This window comes from Mesorhizobium sp. B2-4-1 (assembly GCF_006442185.1).
Taxonomy (GTDB): Bacteria; Pseudomonadota; Alphaproteobacteria; order Rhizobiales; family Rhizobiaceae; genus Mesorhizobium.
In genome coordinates this window covers 378828-399324 of sequence record NZ_VFVN01000004.1, presented here as the reverse complement: position 1 = coordinate 399324, position 20497 = coordinate 378828, and the positions used below count along the sequence as shown (strand labels likewise).

Below are 20497 nucleotides of genomic sequence, written 5' to 3'. Positions count from 1 at the left end.
ACCTTCGATCGCGCTACCGAATGAGTTGGAGGAGAGTGATATGCTATATAGCTATTTTGTCGAGAAATCGATCCGAAAGAGCTTCGATGACGTCAACAATCATCGCTGGGATGCGGCGGTGAAAGCACTCGCGCCGCATGTCCATCATCGGGTTGGCGGCGCCCACGCGCTTGGTGGAGAGCGCCACGACAAGGAAGCCCTGCGCCGCTGGTTTGAACGCCTCGGCCGTGTTCTGCCCACCCTCCGTCTCAGGGTCAATCACATCTGGGTGGAGGGCTGGCCGTGGCATACCACTGTGTTTGCCCAGTGGGATGGCACCGCGACCCTGCTCAACGGCGACACGTCGTACATCAACCGAGGTCTCCACGTGTTTACCCTGCGGTGGGGCAGGGTCCATGCGCTGGAGGAATTTTACGATTCACAGGCAGCGGCTCGCGGTCTTGCCGTCCAAGCGGCAGCTGGCCTCGAGGAAGCTGCCGCCGAGCAGATAACAAGTTAGCTGAAACGTCGCCTTTTTACGATCCTCCGCAATGCGGAGGCTCGGCACATTCTTCGACAGGCTGTACGGGCGGCTTCTGGGTAGACGCGAAATTGCATCCATAGCCCGTACGAGGCGCAAAGCGGTCAGTCAGGATTCCGCTGCGAAGGCTTGCTTTGCGTCCAGACCTCCTCCTCTACTCCTGTCCCCGCTTCTGCGCGATCAGATCGAGGCGCTCGCGGTCGGAGCGTTCGCGTTCGTCGCGGTTGCGCACGTCCTTGTAGGCGCGCTCGACCATGTTGGTGCGCGCGGTTGCCGACGCGACGAGGCCGGCCTCCTTCCTGGCGCTTTCGAGGTTCGCCTCCTGGCGCACGACGGCCTGGGCGATGCGGCGGTGGTAGAGATCGGGGAAAAGGCCGGAGAGGGAATTGTCCTTGTCGAAATGCTCGACCAGTTCCTTGGCCTCGGCTTCGGCGGCATTTGCGGCGGCGAGGAGGGTGGCGTGGCGCGTCTCGTGCAGCGCCTTCAACTGTTCCTGAACCTTGACCAGCTTCTTCAGGCGGTCCTTGCGCGTGCTCATGTCACCTCGCCAGCGTCAGGTCGACAAAGCCGTCGACGAACAGCGACAGCATGGAGCCGACGGCGAAATAGAAGATGAGCATGCCGCCGGCGATGACGAAGGGCTGAGAGATGAAATAGATCGGGATCTGCGGCGTCAGCTTGTTGACGAAGCCGATCGTCAGGTTGACGAGAATGGCATAGGCGACGAAAGGGCTGCCGAGGCGGATGACCAGGAAGAAGGTGTCCGACACCGTGTCGGCGACATCGACCAGTGCCGCCTGCGGGTTGAAGAAGACGTTGACCGGCGCGACCGTATAGGACGTCACCAGCGCGCGTATGATCTCATGGTCGAAGTCGAAGACGAACAGCAGCAGCAGTGCCGAGAACGAGATCATGGCGGCGAGCGCCGCCTGCGGTTCGGGCTCCTCGATCGCTGGCCCGCCCGAGCCGCCATAGCCGATCAGCATGGCGATGGCCGACCCCATGAAGCGCAGGGCTTCCATGTAGAGCCTGGTCATGGCGCCGATCAGGCCGCCGACCAGGAGTTCGGAAACGATCATCGGCACCAGGATCTGCGGACGCGGATCGACGAAGGGAAAGATCTTGTCCCACAGGAAGGCGAGCAGGCCGCCGGTGGCGGCGACCGCAACGAACAGCCTGACCTGCACCGGGATGCGGGCGCTGGACAGGCCGGGCATCAGCATGAAGCAGGCGCCGATGCGGCAGAAGGCGAGGAACGCCGCGATGACGACCGCTTGCGAGAGAACGCTCACGATATGGTCCCGAGCACCCTGATCTCGACGCCCTTGGCGATTTCGACATGCGAGAGCACCGGCAGCGTGGTGAACAGCCGCTCGATGATCATGCGCACATAGGGGCGCGCGTCGGGCGCGGTGACGAGGACGAAACGCTCGCCGGCTTCGAGGAATTTCTTGATCGCCTTGGTGGCGTCCTGGCCGAATTCTTCCAGCTGGCGCGGATCGATATCGAACTCGCGCACCTCGCCCTTGGCGTCGCGCTTGAGGCTCTGGTGGAAGGCGAGGTCCCAGCGGTTGCCGAGACGCAACACCTTGAGCACGCCGCCCTCCGAAAGATCGCCGCAGATCTGCTGCGCCATGCGGATGCGGACATGCTCGACGATCTGCTCGGTGCGGCGCACATGCGGCGCGATCTCGGCGATGGCCTCGATGATCAGGTGCAGGTTGCGGATCGAGACACGCTCGGCCAGCAGCAGCTTCAACACTGCCTGCAGGCCGGGATAGGAGATGTGCGTGGTGCAGATCTCGTCGGCGAGCTTGCGGTATTCCTGATCCTGGCGCTCGAGCAGCGCCTTCATGTCCTTGTAGGACAGAAGCTGCGGCAGGTTGTTGCGGATGACCTCGGAGAGATGGGTGAGCAGCACCGACATGTTGTCGGCAAAGGTGTAGTTCTCGCGCTTCAGATCCTCGGCGAATGTTTCCATGACGGAATAGGCACGCATGCCGAAGGCCGGCTCGCGGATCTCCTCGCCCGGAATTTCGGGAACGTCGCGGTTGCCGAGCAGCACCATGATCTCCCCGACGCGCATCGAATATTCGGCGACCACCGTTCCGTGCACCTTGATCTGATAGCTTTTCGGCGGGATGGCGAAATCGTCGGCGACGCGCACTTCGGGCACGACGAAGCCATATTGCTGGGCGAACTTCTTGCGCATCTTGGCCATGCGGAAGACCAGCTCCTGATGCGAGACCAGCAGCCGGGTCGAAAGCTGCTTGCCGATCAGAAGCTCGATCTCGGCGGTGGCGAGCGAGGCCTTGACCGAGTTCTTCTCTTCCTCGGCCTTGGTCGCCTTCTCCTGGTTCTTCAGCGCCTCGGCCTCGGCCATGGCCCGGTTGTGGCGCATCGGAATGACATAGCCGAGGCCGGCCATGCCGCCGGCGAGCGCGAAGAAGGGGAAGAACGGCAGGCCGGGCATCAGGCCGAGCAGCACCAGCAGCGCCGCCGCCACATATAGCGCTCGCGGATGCGCGCCGAGCTGGCCGAACACGGCCTGGTTCGTCGAACCGCGTGTACCGCCCTTGGAAACCAGCAGGCCGGCGGCGAGCGAGACGATGAGCGCCGGGATCTGGGTGACCAGACCGTCGCCGACCGACAGCTTGATGAACACGTCGGCGGCCTCGCCCATGCCCATGCCGTGCCTGATATAGCCGATGGCGATGCCGCCGACGATGTTGATGGCGGTGATGATGAGGCCGGCGATGGCGTCGCCGCGGACGAATTTCGAGGCGCCGTCCATCGAGCCGAAGAAGGAGGATTCCTCTTCCAGCTCGCGGCGGCGCAACTGCGCTGTCTTGTCGTCGATCATGCCGGCGGAGAGGTCGGCGTCGATCGACATCTGCTTGCCGGGGATGGCGTCGAGGGTGAAACGGGCGCCGACCTCGGCGATACGGGTGGCGCCCTTGGTGATGACGATGAAGTTCACCACGATCAGGATCATGAAGACGATCAGGCCGATGACGAAATCGCTGGCCATCACCAGTTTGGAGAAGCCGGCGATGACGTAGCCGGCGGCGTGCGTGCCTTCATTGCCGTGCGACAGGATCATGCGCGTGGTGGCGATGTTGAGCGATAGCCGCAGCATGGTGGCGATGAGCAGCACGGTCGGAAACGAGGAGAAGTCGAGCGGCCGCTGGATCCACAGTGCCACCATCAGGATCAGCACCGAAAGGGCGATCGAGAAGGCAAGGCCGACGTCGATGAGAAAGGCCGGGATCGGCAGGAACAGCACGGCCAGGATGATGACGATGCCCAGCGCGAAGAAGACGTCGCGACCGTTCTTGGCCACGGCGCCGGGCTGGATGCTTTCGCTTATCGCCATTCTAGTCCTCGAAAACCGTGGGCTGCCGAGCATGCGACAGCCCGGCGAGGGTAGCTGGCCAAGCTTGCGCGAGGGTGGGAGAGTGGCCTGCCCAACCATCGAAAGGAAATCTCATGCTGCTGGTCATCGGCACGGTTCGTCTGCCACCCGACAAGCTCGAACAGGCAAGGCCAGCGATGGAACGCATGGTTGTTGCCAGCCGTGCCGAGCCCGGTTGCCTCGCATACTCCTATGCGCAGGATGTCCTCGATGCCGGGTTGATCCGGGTCACGGAAGTCTGGAATGACAGGGCGGCGCTCGATGCGCATTTCGCCGCGCCACACCTTGTGGACTGGCGCGCAAGCTGGCCGTCGCTCGGCATCGGCGAGCGCAATCTCGTGCTCTACGAGGCCGGCGACCCGAAGCCGACCTGACCATCGGCGGCCGGACGGGCTCCCTCCAAAGGGCGCGCGGGCGCCGTCATTGTGGTTGCCATGCGGTGCCGCTCGGCGTATCAGCACGGCAGTGTTTTCAATGCCTTGCTGATGTCGGCGAGCCGCTCCGGTGCTTACCAAAAACCAATCGCCCAGGAATCAACCGCAAGTCTACGCTCGCCGGCTGCGCGCGGTGCTCATCAATTCGATCCCGCTGCTCGAAGCGCGAGGCATCGCGGTTGTCGTCCTTGCCGGCATCGTCGGCGTGATGGCGGGCATACTGGTCACCGCGATGAGCCAGATCGTGCAGGACCTGCACGGACTGTTGTTCGGCGTGCAGCCCGGCGGCCGGCTTTCCGGCATGTTCTCCCTCGCCCACCCCATGCAGGCCCTGATCCCGGCGATCGGCGGCATCCTGCTCGGGCTGACGGTGATCTGGCTGAGAAAGCGGAGATTCCGCACGCCTGTCGACCCGATCGAGGCCAACGCGCTCTATGGCGGTCGCATGTCGCTGACCGATACGTTCATCATCGCCGGCCAGACCATGATCTCCAGCGGTTTCGGCGCCTCTGTCGGGCTGGAAGCCGGCTATACGCAGGTCGGTTCCGGCCTGGCTTCGCGGCTGGCGCGGCTTTTCAAGCTGCGCCGCAACGATGTCCGCATCCTGGTCGGCTGCGGCGCGGCCGGCGCCATCGCGGCGGCTTTCGACGCGCCGCTGACCGGCGCTTTCTATGGTTTCGAACTGGTCATCGGCATCTATTCGGTCGCCAATGTGGTGCCTGTCATGACCGCGGCGATCTCCGCCTCGCTCACCGCCGAGATGTTCGGCGGCGTGCCGTTCCCGCTGGAGCTTGCGGGCCTGCCGGCACTCACGGCCAGCCAGTACGTGCCCTTCCTGCTGCTTGGGCTTCTTGGCGGGGCCGCCTCGATCGCCATCATGCATCTGGTGACGCTGGTCGAGCGCGCCTTTGCCAAACTGTCGGTCGACGCCTCGCTGCGTCCCGTCATCGGCGGCGTCATCGTCGGCCTGCTTGGGCTGGTCACGCCACAGGTGCTGTCGAGCGGCCACGGCGCGCTGCATCGCGAATTCGCCATGAACTATGGGCTGAGCGTGGTGGCCAGCGTCTTCGTGCTGAAGCTGGCAGCTTCCGCGATCTCGCTGGGTTCGGGGTTTCGCGGCGGACTGTTCTTCGCTTCTCTGTTTCTTGGCGCCCTGCTCGGCAAGGCATTCGCCGATGTGATGGCTTTCATCTCGCCGTCGACCGGCATCGATCCCGCCGTCGCTGCCGTCGTCGGCATGACATCGCTGGCGGTCGGCGTCGTCGGCGGGCCGCTGACGATGACGTTCCTGGCGCTGGAATCGACCCGCGACCTGACGCTAACCGGCGTCGTCCTGGCGGCCTCGATCATGGCGGCGATCCTGGTGCGCGAGACCTTCGGCTACTCCTTCTCGACGTGGCGTTTTCATCTGCGCGGCGAGACGATCCGCAGCGCCCATGACGTCGGCTGGATGCGCAGCCTGACCGTCGGCTCGATGATGCGCAAGGACATCAAGACCATCAATGCCGACACGACGCTTGCGGCCTTCCGCAAGCAGGTGCCGCTGGGTTCGGCCCAGCGCGTCATTGCCGTCGACGCCGGCGATCAATATGTCGGCGTGCTGATCGTTGCCGAACTGCACAGCGACCTGTCCGACGGCGAGACGGCGGTGCGCGACCTCGCGCAATACAAGGATGCCGTCCTGGTGCCGAGCATGAACGTGCAGTCGGCCGCCGAGACCTTCCAGCGGGCCGGCGCCGAGGAGTTGGCCGTGGTCGAGGATTTCACCGACCACATCGTGCTCGGACTGCTGACCGAGGGCCATCTGATGCGGCGCTATGCCGAGGAGCTGGAAAAAGCGCGCCGGGACTTGTCGGGCGAAGGGTAGGTCGGGCGAAGGTAGGCTGCCGAGCCGGCCCGGCTGAACTCGTGCAAGACGAAGCTGCCGTGGCCAAGCTTGTTCTCCACCCTACATCAGCAGACCATGGCCGACCGCACACCATATCCGCCGCTCAACACGTTAAAGCTGGTTTCGAAGGACATCTGGATCGTGGATGGCCCGGTCATCCGCTTCGGCATGCCTTGGCCGAAAATGCGGTTTCCGACGCGGATGACCGTCATCCGCGTCAACGATGGCGATTTGTTCGTCCATTCACCCACCTTGCTGACAGAGAGCCTCGAGGCCGAGATCGCTGGATTGGGCAAGGTCCGCTACATCATCGGGCCGAACCGGATCCACTATTGGTGGATTCCGATGTGGCGCAGGGCCTTTGCGGATGCGGGCATCTGGCTGGCACCGCGGATTCGCGAGCAGGCGGGCGACAGGATCGATTTCGAGGCGAACGAGCTTGGTGCCGAGAGCGGCTACCCGTGGGACGATGACCTCAAGTCGCTGCCGGTGGAAGGCAGCTTCATGACAGAGATGGTTTTCTTCCATTCCGTCAGCCGAACATTGATCCTGACAGACGTGATCGAGAACTTCGAACCGCGGAAGCTTGGCTGGCCGTGGCGCTGGCTTGCCAGGGCGGCTGGTGTCGTTGATCCGGATGGCAAGACGCCGCGCGATTTGCGATTGACCTTCCCCAGGGGGCAACTCAAGGCGGCAGTCGAAAAGATGATAGAATGGAATCCGGAACGCGTGATCATGGCGCACGGCCGTTGGTACGAACACGATGGCGTCGCCGAACTGAAGCGCGCGTTCCGCTGGCTGGGTCCGCTCTAACGCTTTGTCTGATGCAAGCCCGGACGAAAACGTCTTCGCGCTTTCCTGCACTCCTAATGCTCGATCGGCCCCTTTGCCATGACCAGCGCCGTGCCCGCGGTTGTCGGGCGCTCGATCACGCGGCGCACCCGCGGCGGCTCGTCGCCGCTGTGCAGTGCCCGCAGGCGCTCGCCGACCATGGCGTCGGCTTGGGTGATGCGGCCATTGTGCCTGACATATTCGAGCCAGGTCGGCGTGTGGTAGTGCTCGATCCAGATCGCCGGATTTTCGAGATCGCGCGCCAGCGTCCAGTTGCGGGCACCGTCGCGACGGCGGATGCGGCCGCGCTCGGCCATGGTGGCCAGGAACTCCGGCACGTCCTCGTCGCGGATGATGTATTCGATCATGATGGCGATGGGGCCGCTGCGCGGTTTCAGGTCGAGCGCGAGGTGCGGCTCCTTGAAACGGTTGAGCGGATCGAGGTTCAGCACCTGCTGCTGCGGCAGCGGCAGCACGAGGCCGATGGCGCCGCCAGCCAGCATGGCGATGGCCGCCGCAATCAGCGCTGTCCCGGCGCCATGCGCGTCGGCGACGATGCCCCAGATCCAGCTGCCGAGCGCGATGCCGCCGAAGGTCGCGGTCTGATAGACCGACAGCACCCGGCCGACGACCCAGCGCGGCGTTGCCATCTGCACGGTGACGTTGAAGTGCGAAAGCGCGATCACCCAGCACGCGCCGCCGACCAGCAGGCCGAGCGATGTCAGCCAGGCGTCGTGGCTGACGGCGGCATTGAAGGCGCAGACGGCGAAGCCGGCGAAGGCCGAGCGCACCATGGTCTCGCTGGACAAAAGCTGGCGCAGCCGCACGCTGATCAGCGCGCCGCCGACCGCGCCGATGCCGAAGGCGCCCAGCATGATGCCGTAGGTCAGGGCGTCGCCCTTGACGACGTCGCGTGCCACCAGCGGCAGGAGCGCCAGCACCGCGCCGGCGCTGAAGCCGAAGGCGGAGCCCCTGACCAGCACCTTGCCGATATTGGGCGACATGGCGACATAGCGCAGGCCTGCGCCCATGGCCGCGCCAAGCGATTCGCGCGGCAGCGTCGATGGCTGAACCTGCGGCTTCCAGCGCGCCAGCACGACGATGAGACCGATATAGCTCACCGCGTTGGCCGCGAAGGCGGCCGCCGCCCCGGCTGCGGCGACGATGATGCCGCCGATCGCCGGACCGACGCTGCGGGTCAGGTTGAAGCCCATCGAGTTCAACGCGACGGCGGCCGGCACTTTGTTGCGGGGCACGATGTCGCCGACGGAGGCTTGCCAGGACGGGCTGTTCAGTGCCGTGCCGCTGTCGATCAGGAAGGTGAAGGCAAGCAGCGTCCACGGCGTCATCAAGCCGGAATAGGTGAACAGGGTCAGAAGCACCGAGACGACCAGCATGAAGGTCTGGGCGACCAGCATAACCTTGCGCCGGTCGAAGCTGTCGGCGATGGCGCCGGCGACGAGCGCGAACAGCATGATCGGCAAGGTGGTCGAGGCCTGCACCAGCGCGACCTGATAGGGCGAGGTGGCGATCGTGGTCATCATCCAGGCGGCGCCGACGCCCTGGATGAGGCCGCCGAAATTCGACACGAGGCTGGCCGACCACACGGCGCGGAAGATGCCGTGCCGGAACGGCGCCAGCGCTGAAACGCTCTCGCTCTCCGGCTTTTCGTCAATCATAGGAAAGGCCCTGCCATGGCTTGCCGATCGTTGCGGTGATCCGTTTCCCCGGATGGTTTGCCGAAACTATGGCATCGTGCCGCAAAGAGCGACCGTCTCGAAAAAAAGATCATGGTCCAACAAGGGGATAGAGGAGGACCACGCAGCCGTGCGGCTTTGCTTCGATGCCGCGCCGCGGATGCAGCCTATGCCGTACACGATCCGCCGTCGGCGAGGGCCGGGCTGCTGCCGGTAAGTCGTCGGGACAGAACGGGCGGGCTCGCCGCAAGCAGCTAGAACCCGTTTTCAATGCGCTCGAAGACGACGTTGGTGAAGGCCGATATCTGGCTGCCGATGAAGGGACCGGTCAGTGCCGCCACGAGCATGATGGCGACGATCTTCGGCACGAAGGTCAAGGTGATCTCCTGGACCTGTGTCAGGGCCTGGATCAAGGCGATGCCGATACCCACCGCCATGGCGACCAGCACCACCGGGGCGGATGCGGTCAGCACCGTCCACACCGCGTACTGGACGATGTCGAGTGCGTCGGCCTCGTTCATGGGATCGGCCCGCCGGAGCCGTCAGCTTGCCGCCTTGACCGAGACGCCGGGGCCGACCGCGATCTCGGTGCCGTTGCCCAGCACGGCGATGAGGCCGCTGCTGGCAAGGCGCACGGACGCGACGGTGCCCGTCGTGTTGCCGTCGGCGGACGTTATCGAGCGCCCGATCAGCGCATCGGCCTGCGACAGCGCCGAGGACTGCATGATCTGGTCCAGCTTGGTATTGGTCTGCACAGACTGCTCGACCTGCGAGAAGGTGGCGAGCTGGGCGACGTACTGTGTCGAATCCATCGGCTTGGTCGGATCCTGGTTCTTCATCTCGGCGATCAGAAGCTTCAGGAAGGACTGGTAGTCGACAGCGGTCTTGGAGGTCTGCTGGCTGGCCTGATTGGCGCCAACCGGTATCGTCGTCGTCATGTCCACGGTCATCAGCGTGCTCCCACAGCCAGCGGACGCGAGGCGCCCGGAACGTCGTCATTGCCGCCCAGCGCGCGGCGTTCGAGCGGATAGAGCGACCGGATCGCCTTTAGCGCCTCGTAGATGTGGTCCTCGCCGACCATGCGGTCGATCTGTTTCAGCGCACTGCCGATCTCGGCGTCCTCGAAACTTGCAAGCAGCAGCGGCAGGGAGCGGCGGAACATTTCGCGCGCCTCGCCGGCGCCGGCCGGGTTCATCAGCATCACCTGGAGGATGAAATACAGCTGCTTGAGCGGCGTCGAGGCGTCATCGGCCTGGATCACATGGCTTTCGAGCAGGAACTGCACGTCGTTCATCAATTCGACGGTGACCTTGCGGTCGACGCGGATGACCGCACCGTTGATGTAGATCTTCTCGTTCGGCTTCAGCGATATCTTCAGCGTGTTGGTCATTGAATGCCGTCGCGGATGATCTGGGATACCTCGATCAGTCCCTCGAAATTCTGGGTGCGGCCCTGGCGGATGTCTTCCGCCTCGCGCAGCAGCCAAAGGCCGATCGAAATCAGGTTGGCGCGCAGTTCCTTGGGAAGCGCGTTGTCGTTGGAGCCGAGATCCTCGACAAAGGCGGTCCAGACGCGGTTGGTGAAATGCAGCGCCTCCACTGCCTCCATCGAAGCGGGGCCAAGGGCGGCGGCCGCCGCCAGCATGTCGATCGAGCGGGTCAGCAGCTCCCGTTCACGGTCCTTCGCGTCGGCGACAGAGGTGCTCTGGATGTCGGCGTAGGAGAATTGGTACATCGTTGGCTCTACCGTTCCGGTTCAGAGTTGTCAGGTCAGGTAATTCAACAGGCTGAGCTGCTGGAGCCGCGCCGTCAATGCGAAGGAGGTCTCGATGTGCTGCGTCAGGTCGGCGACGCGGGTCGCGGCTTCGGCCGGGTCGACCGCTTCAAGATCGAGAATGTGGCGCTCGAACAGGTCGACCTGCGTCTTCATGCGGTCGACGGCGTCGGACACGCGCTTCTGGACGATGCCGGTTTCGGACTGAACCTGGCCGATGCCGCTCAGCGCTTCGCCGACCAGCGACTGCGAGCGGCCGACGATGGTGTCCTTCGCCGCCTGGCTGATGTTGGTCGACATCAGGCTGGAGACCATGGCCGCCGCCATGGCGAGCTTCTTGATGCCGTCGCTGTTGGCGCTGGTCGAGGTCGCGGTGGTTTCGTTGAGCGCGATGCGGCTGACGATCTGCTGGTCGGTGGCGTTCGACCAGTTGGCCTGCCAGCCCGAACCGAAGAACTGCGGCTCGACGTCGTTGGTGATGAAATCGTCCATCTGGGCCGCGGTGATGTTTGCCGCGGCGGGGTCATCCGGCGTGAAACCGAAATTGGCGACAAAGGAGGCGTCGAAGGCAGCCTTGGCGGGTGATCCGGCCGCTGTGAAATCGTTGATCGGCTTGACGTCGGTGTTGGTGCCGGCAAACAGATACTCGCCGTTGACGCTGGTGTTGAGGATCGAGGCGAGCTGCTGGACGGCCGTCTTGCCGGCCGACTGGGTGAGGTTGGCGGAAGAATCGCCCGACGTTGAGGTGGTCAGGCTCGACAGCAAGGTCTGCGCGACGCTGGAGAGCTGGCCGAGCGAGGTCTGCGTCGAGGAGAGCCGGGCGGCCACCAGGCCGTTGGAATCGATAATGACATTGAGCCGGTCGAGATCGCGCGAGAAGGTTACGGACTGGGCGGTGCGTCCGCCCAGTGCCAGGCCGACATCGGCGACCCTGCCGGTGGAGGACTCCTTCGTGGCTTTGACGAGCTCGGCCTGCATGCGCATCTGCTGATAGCGCATGGCGTTCGAGAGAGCGGCCGAAGAGACTGAGGTCATGGATTATCCCACCGCGCTGAGCAGAGCCGCCAACATGTCGTCGACGGTTTTCATCATTCGGGCCGATGCCTGATAGGTGTGTTCGAGATCGAGAAGCAGCGACATTTCCTGGTCGACATTGACGCCGGTCGCGTTGGACAGCGCCTCGGCGCTGCGCGATGCCAGGGCTTGCTTGGCGTCGGCTGCGGTCGAAGCCTGCTGGCGCACGCTCTGGAGCCAACCGATCGAATTGGCGGCATAGTCGGCAACGCTCGACGTCGCCGAAATCCCGGCGGCGGGGTCGAATGTCATCGGCTGATCGAGCCGGTCGCCATAGGCGACCAGAAGGCTGGAATAAGAGGCGCCACCAGTGTTGACGATATAGGCCGCGCCGTTGGCGCCGCCGTCGCGCAGCAGTGCCGGATTGCCGCCGACACTTGGATCCATGGCGGCATTGACGCTGATCGTGCCGGCAAGGCCATTGACCAGCGTGCCAGCGGCCGGCACCGCCGGCGCGCCCGACCAGGTGAACAGCCCGGCGGCGTTGGGCATTGACGGCGCGGTCTCGGCGAACGCCGTGATCAGGCCGCGCGCGGTCTCGTCGAGCTGGCTCTGCATGGTCGAGGCTACGCCATCGCGCAATTGCAGCAAACCGGCAAGCTTGCCGCTGGCGCTGGTGTTGCCGCCGGTTCCCGCCGAGATCGGCACATTGTCGATGTAGAGGGCGTTGCCGACGGTACCGGCGCTGTAGCCGGAGGACGGGGCGAAGCTGACCGTGCGCGGGATGGTTTCGAACAGCGTCGTGCCGTCACCCGTGGTGATGACCATGTCATTGTCGCCGCGCGTGAAGGTGGAGACCGGAACATAGTCCGAGATCTTCTTCAAAAGCGCGTCGCGCTGGTCCAGCGCATCGGAAACGTCGGTGCCGGAGCGCGTGCCTGATATGACAGCCTGGTTGGCGTCCTGGAATTGGCTGAGCAGCGAGTTGAGATCGTCTACCGCCGTGGCGATCTGGCCGTCGGTCTGGGTGCGAAAGTCCTGAATGGCCCTGGAGCCTTCGTTCAGGGAGCGCACGACCTGCTTGGCCGCGTCGATAACGCTGGAGCCGAGATTCTGGTTGGACGGCGAGGTGGCATAGAGCTGCAGCGCCTGCTGCAAATTGCCGATCGCGGTCGAGGGAGAGGACGCATTGTCGACACCATTGACCGAAACATCCAGCTGATCCAGGCCGCTATAGAGCGCGTTCTGGCCGCTGTACGCCGACAGGGCGCTTAGATTCTGACGGAAGAGCAGGTCGTTGGCTACGCGCTGGATGTCAACCGAGCGCGCGCCCGGCGCAGTGCTGGTGACGACGGCGATGCGGCGCGTATAGTCCGGATTGGAAGCGTCGGCGACGTTGCGCGAGACAACGCTGGTCTGCCGAGCGGTGTTCATAAGCGCCGATTGGGCGATGCTCAATGCGGTGGAAAGCGACATGCGGGTCTTTCACGGGCGTTGCCCGGTTTTATCTCTTCAGGTTGACAAGGACGTCCATCAGGTCGGAACCCGTCTGGAAGACTTTCGAATTGGCGGTGTAGCTGCGCTGCGCCGCGATCATGTTGGTCAGTTCCTCGGCGATATCGACGTTCGAATTCTCGAGCGCGCCGGAGATGATGGAGCCAAGCTTGCCTTCATTGGCAAAGCCGACGCGGACCGCGCCGGATTCGGTGCCCTGCGAGTACACATTGCCGGGCAGCGCGGTGAGCTGGTCGGGGCTCTGCACATCGGCCAGCGGGATCTTGTAGAGCGGCTTGGTGGAGCCGTCCTTGTACTGGGCGTAGATGGTGCCGTCCTTGCTGATCTGCACCTTGTCGATGGTGCTCGGCGCGTGGCCGTTGACCTGAGCGTCCGAAACCGTGAAGCCGGTGCCGAGCTGAGTCAATGCCGACAGATCCAGTGAAAAGGTGCTGCCGTTGGGCACGGTGAGCGAGACGCTGTCGACGGCGCCGGTGAGCTTGCCCGTGGTCGTGTCGAAGGTCAGGTTGGCCGAGCCAAGCGCGCCGCCGGTGTAGGGGAATGACGTTCCGGCGGTCGCCTTCGACTGGTCGAAGACCGACACCTGCCAGGTGCCGGCGCCGGTGTTGGTGAAATAGACGTCGAGCAGCTTCTTGTTGCCGAGATTGTCATAGGCGACCATCGAGGATTTCGAGGTGTACTGCGCGCCTGCGGCGTTGGTGGTGGGCAGGTTGCCGGCCGCGACCGGCGTCGCGCCTGCGGGCAAGTTGCCGCTGTAGAGACCCTCGGTGCTCGGGGTCGCGGTCATTCCCTGGTCGGAGATGACGACCGGGACCAGTCCTTCAAAACCGTTCACCGTCGCCGCCGGCACGCCATTTTCGTAGCTGTAGGCCATCAGCTGGAAGCCGGCCGAGTTGACCAGCCTGCCCTGTCCATCGGGAACGAAGGCACCGGCGCGGGTCAGGAAAGGCGTACCGCTCGGGTCCTGGACGACAAAGAAGCCGTCGCCGCTGACGGCAAGGTCGGAGACAGAGGTGGTGTATTGGAGAACGCCGGGATCGCTGACCGCCTGCCGGATCGTGGTGGTGATGCCGCCGGAATTATAGGCGCCGCCCGTCGAGGGCATGACCAGCGTTGAAAATTCGGCGGAGGACCGCTTGTAGCCGGTGGTATCGGAATTGGCGATGTTGTCGGCTGTCGTCGACAGACGGTTGGCCTGCGCGTTCATGCCGGAAACGCCGGTCCGCATCATCCCGTAGAGGCTCATCGAAATGTCTCCGCAATGTCCATGCCATTGGCAGCGAGGCTACGCGTCCTGTCTTGCGCGAGGCTGGCGCGGCGGTGCATCAGAACACCAGCCGGTAACCGAGGAAGCGCTTGGAATCGATCGGATCGGTGCCCAGCTTCTCGCGCAGCTTCTTGCGCAGCTTGCTGATGTGGCTTTCCACCACGTTCTCCTCGACCTCTTCGTCGAAGATGCCGTAGATGGCGTTGAATACTTGGGTCTTGGTGACGCGGCGGCCGCGATTGCTTGCCAAATATTCGAGAATGCGGCGCTCACGGCGCGGCAAGGGAAGCGGCTGGCCATTGATTTCGGGGTCGCGGCCATCCATGAAAATGCGCATGGCGCCGATCTCGGTAAAGGCGGCATCCTCGTTGGCGCGGCGGCGGATGGCTGTTATGCGAGCCAGGATCTCGCGGATATGGACCGGCTTGCGGATGACGTCATCGACACCGCTCTCGAACAGCCGCAACGTGTTTTCCAGCGAATGCTGCTCGCTGAGAGCAATCACCGGGGCTCCGGTGCGGTCGCGGATCTGGCGCGGAGAGATCGCGCCTTCGCGGCAGTCGCCGATGAGGAAGGCCCGGACCGAGCGCAGATCGGCATCGGCGGCCGAGTTCACCCACTCGCCGAATTCGCCGGAAGCGAAGCCCGCGCAGGCGATGCCCTCGCGGTCAAAAAGTGAATTGTATCCGTCTGTCACGAGCTCTCGCTCGTCAACGATAACGATCATCGGCCCCGCCTCCGAATCAGCTCATCTGCCCCGTGGGGAAAGCCGTATCCGCTGGCAGGAATCCTGAACAACCGTCATTTCTTGTAACTAGTTTCTTGGGAGTCCGGAATCGCATCGGTTGCATTAGCATGGGGTGAGATATGCTTGGTGCTCCAAGTCCCGGCCAAGTCGAAGCGCAACGCCGAGACTTTGCGACCGATTGCATGAGATGCAACAATACACTCATGGATTGCAGAACGTGCGAGCGTTGCCGGTCCATTTGCCGAAGCCTGTGGCCACCATGTTTGATATCACGCGGCAGACATAGACCTTCTGCGCCGGGTCGTTGTCGGGCCCCGCGTGATAGCGGGCGACAGCCATCGACCAGGTCACGTGACGGGCATGAAGGCTGGCCAGGAAACGCGCCGCATAGTCGACATTCTGACGCGGATCTAGCATGTCCTCGACGCTGCGAAAATGCGCGCCGTGGTAGTGGTGATTGATTTGCATGCAGCCGAGATCAATCAGCGTCTTGCCTTCGCGTCGGGCATTGGCGAAGGTGGCAAGAGCTTCCGCGCGGCTTGTCGGGAAGACCGCTTTTCCTTCTATATTCAATGCGTTGGGCTGCAAGCTGCCCTTCTTGCCGGTCTCGGTCAAGCCGACGGCATAGAGGATGCCAGCCGGCACGCCGTAGCGGTCGGCGGCGCGCAGGATCTCCGGTTCGCAAGCATTGGCGGCGGCAGCGGCGGCGCTCGCAAGACTAGATAAAGATATCGCCGCCAGCACGCTCGCGAGAAGGCGAAGCGGGGCGGCCGTGTGCTTGCGCGTCATCATTGTGTCTTCCGGCGGATTGCTGGCCCGGTTGCTGGCCGCCGGCGCCGCTGTTGCCGCCGCCGGAATTCCCGGGTTGAAAGGACGACTGGTCGCGGCCCGCCGCCGTCTGCAAGGATGCGGTCGCATCAGTGCGGGTCGTTGCGGGGACCGCTACCGAAGGTTGTAGTATCGTGACCTTGTCAACCTCGAAGCCGAGTCCGCGCAGGGACTTGACGATGGCATCGCTATCAGAGGACAGCCGGTGGTAGGCGTCATGTGTTTGAGGCTTTAACTCAATCGAAAGTTGTTCTCCGGAGAGGCGAAGATTGGCGGTGACCATGCCAAGCTCGGCCGGATGAAGTTCGATCTTCAACACATGTGTCGCGGCGGCAACAGGGCCTGTCAGTTGCGCAGTTGCGGAGTGTGTCGAAAGCGTCGTTTTCGGGCCGCCATCGGCTGTTATGGCGCCGATCACGTTGAGGGCGGCCTGGCTCATCGGCGCCTGCGGCGGGGCAGGGAAGCTGCGCTCGGAAACCACGTCGATGCGCCCTGCCGCCGACAGTTGTTTTCCGGGCTCGTGCCGCAACGAGGACTGAACATCGGCCATGGATTTCAGCTGCGGTGCCGCCTGCTTCGGATCCAGGTCCGGCACTTCGGCCGGCGCTGTCTGGGGCAGTGGCCCGGCCGCGATCGCATTGTCGCGTTTTGGCCTGCCGGCGGCGTCGTGGACGGTCTGGCCATCGAGCTTGGTCAGCGACCCATCCACGAGCGATGTCCGCTCGGGCTTCGAGATCGGTTCGAGATCGTCATGCCCGGCGGCGGATTTCGGCCGGTAGGCCTTCGGCAGGAGCTGCCCGTCGAGCGCCGGTTCCTGTCCGGTTTCGCTCGTATCGGCCGGTCTGGCCGATGTCGAGAAATGGCGCAGGTCATGGAACGCGATCAGCAACGGCAGATGGTCCTCGAGCGGCGTCGTACCTGTCTCGGCCGCTGCGCCATCGGCGTCCTTGTCCGGCTCGGCGGTCTTGTCGTCCCTGGCTGTTTTCGCGGCCGGCATTCCGCTGGATGGGATCCTTGCCTTGCCAGCCGGCAGTGGCTCGTCCTTCTGCCCGGCAGGACCGGCGGCAAACCTGCTCCAGCGCTCATCGCGCGATTCGGCCCCGGCTGCCGGATACTTGTCCGGGTGGGCCGGCCCGGCCTTGTCGTCCAGCATCTTGCCGAAACCCGTGTCGTCATTTTTTCCGGTCGCCGGCTGTTCCGCCGTCGTGCGCGCGGTGGTGATTCCCGGCAGCGCCGGACCGAGGCTGGGGGTCATTTCGGAGCGGCTCCAAGCATCTGGTCGATCAGGTCGAGCTGTCGACGGGTTTTGACCATGGCGGCATCGGTTGGGTCTGACGTGTCGGTGCTGGCCGCGGCCACCGGCGCCGATGCCGGCAGGACAGTTGCCGCATCGCCCGGAGCCGGCGGGTTCGGCGCAGCTGCCACTGTGTCGCCGGATGGCGCGACGGCCGGCTGTTCGGAGACAGCACCCTCGACGGGCGGCAATCCGGCGGCGTCGGTGGACTGCGCGGCGGCAGGCTCGGGCTCGTGCGATGGCATGACTTCGGCAGGTGCCGGGCTGGCGGTCGGAAGGGAAGCGGGCGGCGCCACCACTTCGCCGGCGATGGCCTCGGCGGCGTCGAGCAGCGCGCGGTCGCCGTCCGACAGCCGGCTGCGGTCGATCTTGCCCAGCTTGGCGCGCACGTCCTCGATGGTACCCGATGTCACGGTGGACAGGCTTGAGTAGAGCAGGGCGCGCGGATCGCCCTGATTGGTGTTGCCGTCGCGGCCTTGCTCGGCCCGCGCCGAGGCGAAGGCGGACAGTTCGTTCAGGCCGTCGATCGCGGCGCGGCGGGCGATGCGCAGATAAATGACCTTCTCGCGCTCGGGATCCATCATTGAGGTGATATCGGCCAATTTGTCCTGGCTGATCGACATGTGCAGCTCAATCACGCCCGAGACGAAGGAGTCGGCGAACTGGCTGGCATAGGGCGAATAGAGATAGCGCTCGACATATTGTGTGGAGGCAAGCGCAAAGCGCGCCGCGTCGCGCTGCGCGACCGCAATGCCGACCGAGCGGCGCAATGCCGCCTCCTCGACCAGTGTCCCGGGGCCGAGCAATTTCGCCTCGTCGAGCAGCACCAGCGCCGCGGCCGGCTGGTCGCTGGCGAGCAGCGAACCCTTGACCAGGGCAAGGAAGGCGGCGAGGTCGCTGGGCTCCGCCATCGGATCGACCGGCTTCAAGGCTTCGATGGCCTCGCCGGGGCGGCCGTTCAGGTAATCGATGACGCCCCTGGCAAGGGCTAGGTCCCGCGCATCGGCGGTGGCGCGCGACACGGCCGCCTCGACGGTCACCGGGTTGCCGCCGCTCATGCCGTAGACCAGCAGCGCGCGAAAATTCTTCGGATCCCTGAAATCGTCCTTGTCCGCCTCGCGCAAGCGCGTATCGATCATCTCCAGCAGCTTGGACTGCATCGGCAGCGCGGCGTGGTCGCCGACGGCGATACGGTCTTGAATAAGCTGCAGCGAGCGCACCAGCTGATAGGGCTGCAACGAATCCTGGGCGAGGGCGGCCGTAGGCTGGCCGGCCAACAGCAAAAGGCCCATCAAGCGGCTGGTGAAGACCGCCCGCTTCATCCGCCGGTCGCCATCAGTATCTCGATGCGGCGGTTCACCGCCGACAGCGGATCGGCGGGGTCCTTCGGCTGGCGGTCGGCGAAGCCGGCGACTTCGGTGATGCGGCGCTCGTCGACGCCGCCGCGCACCAGCATGTAGTACGCCGAATGCGCGCGCGCCGTCGACAGCCGCCAATTGTCGTAGCCGGCGCTGCGGAACGGCCGCGCGTCGGTGTGGCCGTTGATGCTGATCGTGCCCTTCTGGCTGTTGACGATGCGGCCGATCTTTTCCATCGCGAGCACCAGCTCACGGCGCGGCATCGCGGAGCCGACCTCGAACATGCCGAAGTCAAGCTGGTCGGTGATCGAGATGAGGACGCCTTTGTCGGTGGCTTCGACCGAGACGCCGTCGTGCAACTTGTCGCCAGGTTTGAAGGCCTCGGCCAGCTGCTGCCTGACATCGGCCGCAGCCTTAAGCGCGGCCGCGCCCGGCTTCTTTTCGCCGGCATCGGGCTTGGCCGCCTCCTGGGCGGCGGCAACCTTGGCGTCCGCAGGCCCGGCGGCGCCGGCTTTCGCATCACCCGCCTCGGCGATTGCCGTTGTGGCCTTGCCGTCCTTTGCCAGAGGTTCAAGCGGCGCCGCGATGACCGGCGGCGCAGGCGGCACGGCCTTGACCTTGGCGACCTGCGCCTCGGCGGCCTTGTCGCCGGGCTTCACCGGATCACCTTCGATCCTGGCGCGCTGCGCGCTGGCCTCGGCGCCCGGCGAGGCCACCTGCTGAGACCAGAAATCAGGCTCGAACGGATCGCGATAGGAGGCGCCGCCGGAAGCGCCCGTTGCCGGGCCGGCACTCTGCGCGCCGCCATCGCCCTTCTGGCTGACGTTCTGCATGATGCCGGTGTTGGTGGCGATTTCCGAAAGCACCGCGTAGGGATCGGCGAACAGGTGTTCGTCGGACTGCTCGGACTGCTGCGGCTCCTGCTTTTCCTTTTTGGGATCGGATGAACCCGCGCCGCCGGCTCCATCCTGTCCGGCCTTGGTGGCCGCCTCTTCCGGATTGTCGGCGGTCAGCCCGATGGCGCGCGGACCGTCGCCGAGATCCTCCAGGCCCTTGCGGCTCGACGTGCGGTCGACCAGCTTGACCGGATTGAAATAGCTGGCGACCGCCGCCTTGGTCTGTTCGTTGGCGGCGTTGATCAGCCACATGACCAGGAAGAAGCACATCATGGCCGTCATGAAGTCGGCGAAGGCGATCTTCCAGACGCCACCGTGATGGCCCTCCTCGTGGTCGTCCTGGCCGCGACGCACGATGATGATCTCGTGCCTGGCCTGATCGGCATCGGCGACGCTCATGCCAACACCTGGGAGAGCGTTGCCGACCATTCGGCCATGCGCGTCTCGAACACCGCTTCGTCGATGGAGACCGTGAGATCGAAGCCGGGAGCTTCGATGAAGTCGAGATTGGCGGCGCGCGCTCCGAGCGATGCCTTCAGCGCTTCGAAAAGGGAAAGCGGGCCGCGAACGACTATGCGCACCGCTTCGCCATCGCCGACCGCCTCGCGGACCGCACCGGCAAGCGCTTCAAGCGAGCGCTTTTGCAGGTCGTCACTGACGATGCCGCCGATGATGCGGGCGACCGTGGCGGCGACGAGGTCCGTCACGCGCGCCTCCATGGCATCGATGCGCAGCGAGACCGCCTCGCCGACATCGCCGCCGAAGCTCTCGAGAAAGGCCTTCGCTTCCTCGGCATTCGCCCGGCGTTCAGCGTCCATCGCTGCTTCGTGGGCAGCCGCAAGCCGCTCGCCAAGCGCCGCCTCCGCCTGGGCGACCGCTTCGGCGATCAGCGTGCCGATATCGGCTTGCGGCGCGGCTGCTTCCGGCTCGTGCTCGGCGGCGGCCCTCGGCTGGCTGACACGTTGCGGGCGCGGGCCGAAATCCGGCAGGAGATCGAAAAGGGCTAGGGAAGGCATGGA

The 20497-nt window shown here is 64.7% G+C and carries 21 protein-coding genes; 4 read left to right on the top strand and 17 right to left on the bottom strand.

Translation table 11 applies throughout. The features are described from left to right. The first annotated feature begins 40 nt into the window (after positions 1-40). On the top strand, positions 41-499 hold the full coding sequence (locus FJ949_RS13645) for a nuclear transport factor 2 family protein (RefSeq protein WP_140496243.1): 459 nt from the start codon (positions 41-43) through the stop codon (positions 497-499). A 175-nt stretch (positions 500-674) separates the two neighbouring features. Here the strand turns inward: FJ949_RS13645 and FJ949_RS13640 are convergent, their stop codons facing one another. Genes FJ949_RS13640 through flhA form a run of 3 tightly spaced genes read right to left on the bottom strand, consistent with a single transcriptional unit; the run spans position 675 to position 3896 of the window. Continuing rightward, a complete protein-coding gene (locus FJ949_RS13640) occupies positions 675-1058 on the bottom strand; it encodes a hypothetical protein (protein ID WP_140496242.1) in 384 nt (127 codons plus the stop codon). 1 nt (position 1059) lies between these two features. Continuing rightward, positions 1060-1812, bottom strand: a complete 753-nt coding sequence (gene fliR / locus FJ949_RS13635; RefSeq protein WP_140496241.1) for a flagellar biosynthetic protein FliR — start codon at positions 1810-1812, stop codon at positions 1060-1062. After that, entirely contained in the window at positions 1809-3896 is a 2088-nt protein-coding gene (gene flhA, locus FJ949_RS13630) for a flagellar biosynthesis protein FlhA (protein ID WP_140496240.1), read from the bottom strand. Before flhA ends, fliR begins: the two co-directional genes overlap by 4 nt. A gap of 113 nt (positions 3897-4009) precedes the next feature. Here flhA and FJ949_RS13625 point away from each other — a divergent pair, with 113 nt between their 5' ends. The 3 genes from FJ949_RS13625 (at position 4010) to FJ949_RS13615 (ending at position 7070) form a co-directional block, all read left to right on the top strand. Further along, positions 4010-4309, top strand: a complete 300-nt coding sequence (locus FJ949_RS13625) for a putative quinol monooxygenase (RefSeq protein ID WP_140496239.1) — start codon at positions 4010-4012, stop codon at positions 4307-4309. A 130-nt stretch (positions 4310-4439) separates the two neighbouring features. Then, a complete protein-coding gene (locus FJ949_RS13620) occupies positions 4440-6236 on the top strand; it encodes a chloride channel protein (RefSeq protein ID WP_140496238.1) in 1797 nt (598 codons plus the stop codon). 96 nt (positions 6237-6332) lie between these two features. Further along, positions 6333-7070 carry a DUF4336 domain-containing protein gene (locus tag FJ949_RS13615; RefSeq protein ID WP_140496237.1) on the top strand — a complete coding sequence of 246 codons (738 nt, stop codon included), beginning with the start codon at positions 6333-6335 and terminating at the stop codon, positions 7068-7070. A gap of 53 nt (positions 7071-7123) precedes the next feature. On the opposite strand, the gene FJ949_RS13610 is transcribed toward FJ949_RS13615, so the two are convergent. The 14 genes from FJ949_RS13610 to FJ949_RS13545 form a co-directional block, all read right to left on the bottom strand. After that, complete coding sequence (locus tag FJ949_RS13610; protein ID WP_140496236.1) at positions 7124-8767, bottom strand: MFS transporter; 1644 nt, start codon at positions 8765-8767, stop codon at positions 7124-7126. A 272-nt stretch (positions 8768-9039) separates the two neighbouring features. Beyond that, positions 9040-9306, bottom strand: coding sequence for a flagellar biosynthesis protein FliQ (gene fliQ / locus FJ949_RS13605; protein WP_140496235.1), 267 nt, complete (start codon positions 9304-9306; stop codon positions 9040-9042). Positions 9307-9327: 21 nt separating this feature from the next. Then, on the bottom strand, positions 9328-9735 hold the full coding sequence (flgD, locus tag FJ949_RS13600; RefSeq protein WP_140496234.1) for a flagellar hook assembly protein FlgD: 408 nt from the start codon (positions 9733-9735) through the stop codon (positions 9328-9330). Continuing rightward, the gene (gene flbT, locus FJ949_RS13595; protein ID WP_140496233.1) at positions 9735-10175 is read right to left on the bottom strand and encodes a flagellar biosynthesis repressor FlbT; all 441 of its coding nucleotides are present in this window, start codon (positions 10173-10175) and stop codon (positions 9735-9737) included. Before flbT ends, flgD begins: the two co-directional genes overlap by 1 nt. Next, on the bottom strand, positions 10172-10519 hold the full coding sequence (flaF, locus tag FJ949_RS13590) for a flagellar biosynthesis regulator FlaF (RefSeq protein ID WP_140496232.1): 348 nt from the start codon (positions 10517-10519) through the stop codon (positions 10172-10174). The genes flbT and flaF overlap by 4 nt, the downstream gene beginning before the upstream one ends. 30 nt (positions 10520-10549) lie before the next feature. Continuing rightward, positions 10550-11593 (bottom strand): flagellar hook-associated family protein, encoded by a 1044-nt coding sequence (locus FJ949_RS13585; protein WP_140496231.1) that lies wholly within the window; start codon positions 11591-11593, stop codon positions 10550-10552. 3 nt (positions 11594-11596) lie between these two features. Then, a complete protein-coding gene (gene flgK / locus FJ949_RS13580) occupies positions 11597-13048 on the bottom strand; it encodes a flagellar hook-associated protein FlgK (RefSeq protein ID WP_140496230.1) in 1452 nt (483 codons plus the stop codon). Positions 13049-13076: 28 nt separating this feature from the next. Further along, positions 13077-14333 (bottom strand): flagellar hook protein FlgE, encoded by a 1257-nt coding sequence (locus tag FJ949_RS13575; RefSeq protein WP_140496229.1) that lies wholly within the window; start codon positions 14331-14333, stop codon positions 13077-13079. A 79-nt stretch (positions 14334-14412) separates the two neighbouring features. After that, positions 14413-15081, bottom strand: a complete 669-nt coding sequence (locus tag FJ949_RS13570) for a response regulator transcription factor (RefSeq protein ID WP_140496228.1) — start codon at positions 15079-15081, stop codon at positions 14413-14415. A gap of 222 nt (positions 15082-15303) precedes the next feature. After that, positions 15304-15891, bottom strand: coding sequence for a transglycosylase SLT domain-containing protein (locus tag FJ949_RS13565; protein ID WP_181169824.1), 588 nt, complete (start codon positions 15889-15891; stop codon positions 15304-15306). Next, a complete protein-coding gene (locus FJ949_RS13560; RefSeq protein ID WP_224646433.1) occupies positions 15821-16819 on the bottom strand; it encodes a flagellar hook-length control protein FliK in 999 nt (332 codons plus the stop codon). The genes FJ949_RS13565 and FJ949_RS13560 overlap by 71 nt, the downstream gene beginning before the upstream one ends. A 362-nt stretch (positions 16820-17181) precedes the next feature. After that, a complete protein-coding gene (locus FJ949_RS13555; protein WP_140496226.1) occupies positions 17182-18546 on the bottom strand; it encodes a chemotaxis protein MotC in 1365 nt (454 codons plus the stop codon). Further along, positions 18543-19877, bottom strand: a complete 1335-nt coding sequence (locus FJ949_RS13550) for a MotB family protein (RefSeq protein ID WP_140496225.1) — start codon at positions 19875-19877, stop codon at positions 18543-18545. Before FJ949_RS13550 ends, FJ949_RS13555 begins: the two co-directional genes overlap by 4 nt. After that, positions 19874-20494: a hypothetical protein gene (locus FJ949_RS13545; RefSeq protein ID WP_140496224.1), complete on the bottom strand. Its 621-nt coding sequence runs from the start codon at positions 20492-20494 to the stop codon at positions 19874-19876. Before FJ949_RS13545 ends, FJ949_RS13550 begins: the two co-directional genes overlap by 4 nt. Positions 20495-20497: the final 3 nt, after the last annotated feature.